Below are 7,462 nucleotides of genomic sequence, written 5' to 3'. Positions count from 1 at the left end.
GCAGCTCACACACCAGATTCGGCATCATGCGTGACCACCAACTGCGGAACCCGGGGAAATCGCCTTGTTCCTCGGCGCGCTGGCTTTACAGTCACCTGACCCATCACCGCCGGGCCGGAACATGACGACCTGCAGGAATCCGCGGGGTCAGCACCTCACCCAGTGACCCGGTCCGGTCTCCTTGATCGAGCTGCTGACGTACAGGCTCCACAGGCCGAGGTCCTGGCCGGATCCGTTGGCGTGGGCGTGACCGGACGTGGGCCCTGCCCGCGGACACATGCGCGTAGTTGCTCGCCGTCACGCACGCCGGAGTCACCGTGGGAGTGGCGGTGGGAGTGGCGGTCGGGTCGGCGCCGCCGGTGCCACCCAGCGCCCGCACCATGTTCATCAGAGCGGTGACCTGCTTGCCGGCTTTCTCCGCGTAGGCGGCGTCGCCTCCGTAGGCCCACCAGTTCCAGCAGCCGCGCGGATTGTCCGGGGCGGTCGTCGCCTGCGGGTAGAGCACGATCATGCGATTGGTGTCGGCGTACTCGTTGAGATACGCCTTGTCCATCAGTGCGTTGCCCACCAGCCCGTGGTACTGACGGCAGCCGTGCAGGGCGACCATCAGCCGGCACGGGCCGGCCGTGCAGTCCCGGGGGAGGTAGACGAAGCCCTCGGCCCCCATGCTGACGGCGGCCGGGTTCCCGCCGGGGACGTACAGGCCCTGGTCGAACTGGACCAGCTTCCCGGTCAGGGACGCGGCGGCGGGCACGGGCGTGGCGCCGAACAGGTGGCCGAGCATGTCGCCGGCGGGGTCGGCGTCACCGCACCGGTTGATGTACGGCGAGGCGGTGGAGGAGCAGGCGTTCGGTCCCAGCGGGCTCACCCAGGCGTGCCCGGCGGCCGACGTCCTGTCGTAGACGACGCCGGAGCCCATAGTGCGGTAGTAGGCTGCCAGGTCATCGTTGACGGGTGCCTTCACGGTGGTGTCCGCGGTGCCGTGGTAGAGGTACACCCGGTCACCGGACAGGCCGGAGACCGGGTCGATCCGGTCGGCCGCGGCGAGGGCCCGGGTCTCGGCGGCCAGCTCCGCCGGGGTCTTGCGGGTCAGCAGCGTGTCCATGCAGGCGTACAGCGCGTATCCCACGTTGCTCTGGGCGCACCGGTAGGCGCCGGCCGAGAAGATGCCGGCGCCGTCGAAGACGGCCGAGTGGGCGACGTGCAGCTGGTTGGCCATGAAGCCGCCGGACGACAGCCCGGAGGCGTACACGTCGGTGACGTCGTGGCGCTGCAGCGTGCCCGGGACGGGTGGGGGGACGGCGGCCGCTGCGGGAGCCGCGGCGACGGCGGCGGTCACCGCCGTCAGGACGGCGGCGAGCATTCTCCTGAGTTTCATCCGGAGACCTCCAGGTGGGGGATTGTCGCCATCGTGGACCGCCGGGATGTCCCGGCCCACGTGGCTCACCCTCACTCTCGGGAGATGTGATGTGGCGCAGGTCACCATCCTCCGCCTTCCTCATGTGCTCCGTCATGGACGCCCTTCGGGGGTGACTCCTGATCTCGGATGCCCGTCTAAGCGGATCAAGCCCGCCTGAGGACATCAGCGCGACTGGGCCAGGAGCTCTCCGGACAGCGCGATGCAGTCGCTGCAGATCGCGGGAGATCCGTTCGACCGTCGGCCCCTGCCCACCGGTGGCCGTCCCACCGCCTCGGTCATGCCGGTGACCCGGGACCGTTTCCTTCCGCAGAAGGAGCAGCGGGTCCGGTCGGCGCTCACGCTGACCAGCCGGGTGGGACCTTCGGCCCGCTCTTCCCCATCGGTGATCAGTTCCGTGGCGAGTGTCACGCATGCCCCGCAGATGAACGGCCCGGGTCCGGCCACCAGCCTGCCGGCCTCCTCTTCGGTGGACCCGCAGAAGGAACACCTCGCGCTGTCGAGAGAGGACCATCGAACCGCTCCCTTGCCGGCGGTCACGTCGACGATCTGGTGCACACGCTGATAGCTCATCCCCAGTACGTTGGCGATCTCCCGCAGACTCCCTCCGGCCGCATGGAGCCTGCGGATGGAGTGCTGGTAGCGCACCTGGGCGAGCTCGGCTTGCTCCTGTGCGATCGCCACCTCGTCGCGGGTCCGCTTCGCCTCGGCCAGCAGCTGCTCATCGAGTGTCATCTGCTCTCCTCCTGGTCTGTCTAATGGATTAGACAGTTCTGTCTATCACGATAGACGAAAGGTTGTCTAATTCATTAGACATTTTGCGGTCACTGTGGCCTGTGCGCAGCCGCGGGCCCGCACCCGCCGGACGATCTGTGCCCTCATCTGGCTGACCGTGACCCCTCGCGGCGAGGAACGCCCACAGGGAGGGGAAGATCTCACCGGGCGGTGCGATCACCGTGCCCAGGCCGTCGGCGGCAGCATCGAGACGACGAGCAAGAACGGCGGTGCCGCGCGCTCGGCGTTCATCCCGATCTCCTCTGAGCGGGAGAAGTGGGGCGTCAGGTGCGGCACCTACCGTCCACCGGCCGGTCCTGCTCCCGGTGACGGTCCGGAGGGTCCTGACCGGGTACGGGCAGGTCGGCTCCCGGCCCGTACCCGCCGATTCCACCGTCCGCCAGCACCATGACCTCGTCGGCGAGGTGACGGGCGGCCGCCGTGTCGTGGGTGATGAACACGATCGCCATGTCGAGGTCGCGGGCCAGCCCGGTGAGGAGATCCGCCATCGCGCGCCGGGCCACGGTGTCCAGGGCCGCGGTGACCTCGTCGCAGATCAGCAGCCGGGGGCCGGCGGCGAGCGCGCGGGCCAGGACCACGCGCTGGCGCTCACCTCCGGACAACTCGCCGGGCAGACGGCCGGCGTATTCGGGCGGCAGCCGCACCGCGCGGAGCAGTCGGACGGTCTCGGCCTCCAGCACGTGCCTGTCCCGCACGCCTCGGAGCAGGCGCATCGGCCGGGCCAGCGCGGTTCGCACCCGCTGCCGCGGATGCAGCGCGCCCGCCGGGTCCTGTGCGACGAGCTGGACGGCGGCGCGCTGCCCCGACGTGCGGTCCCGCACGTCAGGTGCGAGCACGCTGCCGTCGAGCCGCACCGTGCCCGCGCTCTGCCGGTGCAGGCCGGCCAGGCAGCGGGCCAGTGTACTCTTGCCCGCCCCGGAGGCCCCCAGGACCGCCAGGCACCGGCCGCTGAAGACGTCCAGTGAAACATCCCGCAGCACGGGAGGGCCGTCGGGGTGGCCCGCCACCAGGTTCCGCACGGTGAGCAAGGGGGACGCCGCCGATGCGGGCCGGGGCGGACGCCGGATGGGAGCGGAGGCTCCGGCCAGTGCCCTGGCCGGAGCCGTTGCGCAGCCCGCCGACAGGTGATCACGCGGTCTGTCCTCCACCAGCGTGCCGGCGTCGAAGACCAGAACGCGGTCCACCGCTCCGCGCACGGCCGCCAGATCATGGGTGATCCACAGCAGCGAGACGCCTTCCTCCCGCAGGGACAGCAGTTCGCGGCGGACCTCGGCGCCGGCCGCCGCATCGAGCGCGCTGGTCGGCTCATCGAGGATCAGCAGGCGCGGGTCGCGGGCCAGCGCGACGGCCCGCGCCGCGCGCTGCTGCTGCCCGCCGGAGAGCTGGTGGGGATAGCGGTCGCCCAGCTCCGGGGGGAGCGCCACCCGCGTGAGCAGGTCGGCCACCGTACGCCGTCGCCGCGCGATGGGCACGCCGCCCCGCGCGGTCAGCAGAGTTGCCGAGATCCGCCGGTAGGGGTTGAGCGCGGTACCGGGATCCTGGCCGAGGTAGGCCACGGTGCCACCGCGCAGATCGGGGGACGGTACGGGCAGCATGCTCCGCCCGGCCACCTCGACCTCGCCCCCGGTGTGGCGGACGCCGTCGCGCAGATGCCCGAGCAGGGCCAGGGCCGTGGTGGACTTGCCGGAGCCCGAGGCCCCCACGATGGCGGCCGACTCGCCCGCGCGCAGCGTGAACGTCACCCCGTCGACCACGGTCGTCTCACCGGCGTGCAACCGCAGGCCGACCACCCGGACCAGGGGATGATCCGTCCGCGGGGTCATGCGAGCACCGCACGGGAGCGGTGCAGCAGACCGTCGGCCAGCAGGTTGACGCTCACCCCGAGGAGCGCGACCAGCAGGACGGGCACGACCAGCGCCGCCGGTTGCAGCGCGGCCCCCGGCAGCGCCTCGGCTATCAGCAGGCCCCAGTCGCTTCGCCCGGGCCCCAGCCCGAGGAAACCGGCGGCGGTGACAAGGTAGACGGCCGTCACGAAACGCAGGCCCAGATCGGCGGCGGCCGGCCCGGCCACCAGAGGCAGGAGCTCGCGGCCGAGCAGCCAGCCCGCCCGCTCACCGCGGGCGATCGCCGCTTCGACATGGGCCCGGTTCACCAGGGGCGCCGCGGTGGCGTGGATCAGCCGCGCCGACAGCGGCGCACCAGAGAGCACGACGGCGACAACCGCCCCGGCCCGCCCCGGTAGCGCGGCCAAGACCAGCAGCAGCACCAGTATCGGCGGCAACGCGGCGACGGCGTCCAGGGGGCGCAGCACCAGGCCTTCCCTCCAGGCGTGCCGGGAACCGAGCAGGGCGGCGCCCAAGCCGGCCGTGACGCCGATCACCGAGCCGAGCACGGCGGCGGTCATGCTCGTGGCCAGCACCGGCAAGCCTCCCGCCAGCACCCGCGACAGCACGTCGCGACCCAGATGGTCGGTCCCCAAGAGCGTGCCGTCACCCGGGGGCGCGTAGGGGACGCCGACAGGACTGGTCACCGGATGCGGCGCCAGCAACGGGCCGAACAATGCCACCGCGATGAGCACCAGCACGGCCACGGCCGGTGCCGTGGTCCCCGCTCCACCGCGGAGCCGCGGGAGCGTCATGAGCTCACGGCCCAGAGGGCGGGAGTCATCGCACGGGTCCCCATGTCGGCCAGGAGCATCGCGACGAGCATCGCGACGCCCAGCGCCATCGCCAGCGCCTGGACGACCGGCAGATCACCGGTCTGCACCGAACGGACGAGCAGATCACCGATCCCGGGATAGGCGAAGACCCTCTCCACCAGTACCGCACCACCGACGAGACCGACGCCTGCGGTCAGCCACGCCTGGAGCGCCACGGGCAGGGCGGCGGGGAGCACGGCGGCGGTGAACACCGTGCGCGGACGGATGCCGTTCAGCATCAGGAACTCCACGTGCGGGGAGCGCACGGCGGCGGCGGTCGCCGCGCGGACGACCCGACCGGCGTAGGCGGCGGTGGGCAGCAGCAGGCTGAGGACCGGCAGCACGAGCACCTCGGGAACCGCAAGCGGGCCATCGCCCACCGGGACCAGGGACACCGCGGGAAGCCACCCCAGACCGGCGGAGAACACCAGCACCAGGGCACCGGCGAGAACGAACTCCGGTACGGCGACCAGCAGCAGCATCGCCGTCGACAGGGTGCGGTCGGCGGTCCCGCCGCGCCGCAGCCCCGCGGCCGTTCCGAGCAGGAACGAGGTGGGGACCAGCAGCGCGACGGTGAGGCCGGCCAGCAGCAGGGAGTTCCCCAGGCGGCCGGCGAGCAGCTCCACCACCGGCCGGCCGTCCGCTGAGGTGCCCAGGTCGCCCTGGAGCAGGCCGGACAGCCAGCCGAGGTAGCGTTCGGACAACGGCCGGTCCAGCCCGAGCCTGGCCCGCGCTTCGGCGATCCGCTCCGGGCCGGCGTCGCTCATCCGCGCGGTGACGGGATCACCGGGGAGCAGGTCCACCCCCGCGAACACCACCGCCGACAGCAGCACCAGCAGACCAATGGTGAGCAGGAGCCGCCGGCCCACCCGCAGGGCGAACGGCTTCAGCACCGCGATGTCACCACCCGACCGCTTCACCCGGTGAACCCGGCCTTCCCCAGGTAGGGATACTTCGCCGACTCGCGGACCTCGACGCCGGTGAGCTCCCTGCGGGCGAGGCTGAGCACGTCGCCCCGGCCCCACACGATCCAGTTGCCCCGGTCGGCCATGACCCGCTGCACCCTCAACCACGCCGCCTCCCGTTCCCGGGCGCCGGTCGCCGACAGGGCGGTCGCCAGATCCTTCTCCAGCTCCGGATCCTTGAAGGCCAGCGCCGGGTACGCGGCTGACCTGGCGAAGATGACACTGAGAGGGAAAGGGGCGAGGGGGAAGGCGATCGCGTCGGCGGCGGCCAGCCCTTCGAGGTCGAAGTACTCGACCGGCGTGACGATCCGCACGGTGGCCTTCAGCCCCAGTTCGCGGAGCTGCTCGGCGAACAGCTCGGTGGAGGCGTTCAGACCGGCCTCGTACTCGGCGCTGCGGATGACCAGAGACGCTCCGGTCGCGCCCGCCTCCTCGAGCAGTTCCCGCGCCCTGGTGACGTCGCGAGCGAGGACAGGGATGTCCTCAGCGAAGGACGGGGCACCGTGGCCGAACAGGTCGTTCCCCACCGCGCCGTGGTCGAGGAACACCGTCCGGACCAGGGCCTGGCGGTCCACTCCGAGCCGCAGCGCCCTGCGGACCCGGGCGTCGGCCATGAGCTTGCGGGTGGTGTTGAGCACGAATCCATAGCCGGTGCGCCGGTGTTCCCCCGCGCTGCGGATCTCGAGCCCGTCGTCGCCCGCCCCGGTCTTCGCCAGCGTGTACGGGACATCGGAGGCGTAGTCCGCTTGCCTGCCGCGTACCGCGTTCACCCGGGCCTGGGCGTCGTCCATGCTGATGACCACCAGTTCGTCGGCGTACGGCGTGCCGCCCCAGTAGTCGTCGTTGCGAACCAGCCGGGCCTCGCGTCCGGCCGCGAAGGCCGCCACCCGGTAGGCGCCGGTGCCGATCACCTCGCCGGGGGCGAAAGAGGTGGTGCCGTCCTTGATGACCGCCGTGGACGCTCCGGCGAAGAGGGCCGCGGGGTCGCCCACCGGGCGCAGCGTCGGCACCCGCAACGTCAGCGCGCCGGTGACCTCGGTCTTGCGGACGTCTAAGTAGGTCAGCAGCTCGCTGGGGTAGGAGCGGTCGGGCGAGGCGAGATAGCGGAGGCTGTAGAGCACGTCCCGGGCGCTGAGCGGCGAGCCGTCGTGCCAGGTGACGCCTTCCCGCAGGGTGAGCGTGAAGGATCGGCCGTCGGCTTCGGGTTCGGCGCCGACCGCGAGGGAGGGGGCCACCGCGCCGCCGGTGACGGTGAACAGCCGGTCGAACACGACCAGGGTGCGGACCAGGTCCGCAGGGCTGTAGGCCGACAGCGGGTCCAACGTCTCGGTGGCGCCGCCTCCGGTGAAGGCCAGCCGGACGGTCCCGCCGCGCCGCGGCGCGGCGGTGCCCCCGCTCTCCGCGGGGCGTACGGCGCCGGTGGGGGGAGAGCCGCACGCGCCGAGCACCGGCCAGCCGAGCGCGATGCCTGCGGCCACCCCGCCCATGCGTAACACCTCACGTCGCGAAAGGGACATCGACGACCTCCAGGAGTTGATAACGCTGTACGCTTAATTTAGGCTAGCCTAACCCAAATCATCGATAATC

At 71.9% G+C, this 7,462-nt stretch carries 6 protein-coding genes; all 6 read right to left on the bottom strand.

Features of this window, described 5'->3' with window-relative positions:
- Positions 1-103: 103 nt before the first annotated feature.
- The 6 genes from ACWJ6R_RS05870 to ACWJ6R_RS05845 all read right to left on the bottom strand — a co-directional run bounded on the left by ACWJ6R_RS05870 (position 104) and on the right by ACWJ6R_RS05845 (position 7,362).
- On the bottom strand, positions 104-1,378 hold the full coding sequence (locus ACWJ6R_RS05870) for an extracellular catalytic domain type 2 short-chain-length polyhydroxyalkanoate depolymerase (protein WP_449061207.1): 1,275 nt from the start codon (positions 1,376-1,378) through the stop codon (positions 104-106).
- Positions 1,379-1,582: 204 nt separating this feature from the next.
- Positions 1,583-2,152, bottom strand: a complete 570-nt coding sequence (locus tag ACWJ6R_RS05865; RefSeq protein WP_449061206.1) for a ClpX C4-type zinc finger protein — start codon at positions 2,150-2,152, stop codon at positions 1,583-1,585.
- 323 nt (positions 2,153-2,475) lie between these two features.
- Positions 2,476-4,035, bottom strand: a complete 1,560-nt coding sequence (locus tag ACWJ6R_RS05860; protein ID WP_449061205.1) for an ABC transporter ATP-binding protein — start codon at positions 4,033-4,035, stop codon at positions 2,476-2,478.
- Positions 4,032-4,850, bottom strand: a complete 819-nt coding sequence (locus ACWJ6R_RS05855; RefSeq protein ID WP_449061204.1) for an ABC transporter permease — start codon at positions 4,848-4,850, stop codon at positions 4,032-4,034. The genes ACWJ6R_RS05860 and ACWJ6R_RS05855 overlap by 4 nt, the downstream gene beginning before the upstream one ends.
- On the bottom strand, positions 4,847-5,830 hold the full coding sequence (locus ACWJ6R_RS05850; RefSeq protein WP_449061203.1) for an ABC transporter permease: 984 nt from the start codon (positions 5,828-5,830) through the stop codon (positions 4,847-4,849). Before ACWJ6R_RS05850 ends, ACWJ6R_RS05855 begins: the two co-directional genes overlap by 4 nt.
- On the bottom strand, positions 5,827-7,362 hold the full coding sequence (locus tag ACWJ6R_RS05845) for an ABC transporter substrate-binding protein (RefSeq protein WP_449061202.1): 1,536 nt from the start codon (positions 7,360-7,362) through the stop codon (positions 5,827-5,829). The genes ACWJ6R_RS05850 and ACWJ6R_RS05845 overlap by 4 nt, the downstream gene beginning before the upstream one ends.
- Between the last annotated feature and the right edge of the window lie 100 nt (positions 7,363-7,462).

The sequence above is a fragment of the Planomonospora algeriensis genome (assembly GCF_977012225.1).
This window is presented reverse-complemented; position numbering and strand designations above follow the sequence as displayed.

Coding starts and splice junctions, on each gene's coding strand:
- ACWJ6R_RS05870 (WP_449061207.1), bottom strand. CDS start 1,378: ATGAAACTCAGGAGAATGCTCGCCGCCGTCCTGACGGCGGTGACCGCC.
- ACWJ6R_RS05865 (WP_449061206.1), bottom strand. CDS start 2,152: ATGACACTCGATGAGCAGCTGCTGGCCGAGGCGAAGCGGACCCGCGAC.
- ACWJ6R_RS05860 (WP_449061205.1), bottom strand. CDS start 4,035: ATGACCCCGCGGACGGATCATCCCCTGGTCCGGGTGGTCGGCCTGCGG.
- ACWJ6R_RS05855 (WP_449061204.1), bottom strand. CDS start 4,850: ATGACGCTCCCGCGGCTCCGCGGTGGAGCGGGGACCACGGCACCGGCC.
- ACWJ6R_RS05845 (WP_449061202.1), bottom strand. CDS start 7,362: ATGGGCGGGGTGGCCGCAGGCATCGCGCTCGGCTGGCCGGTGCTCGGC.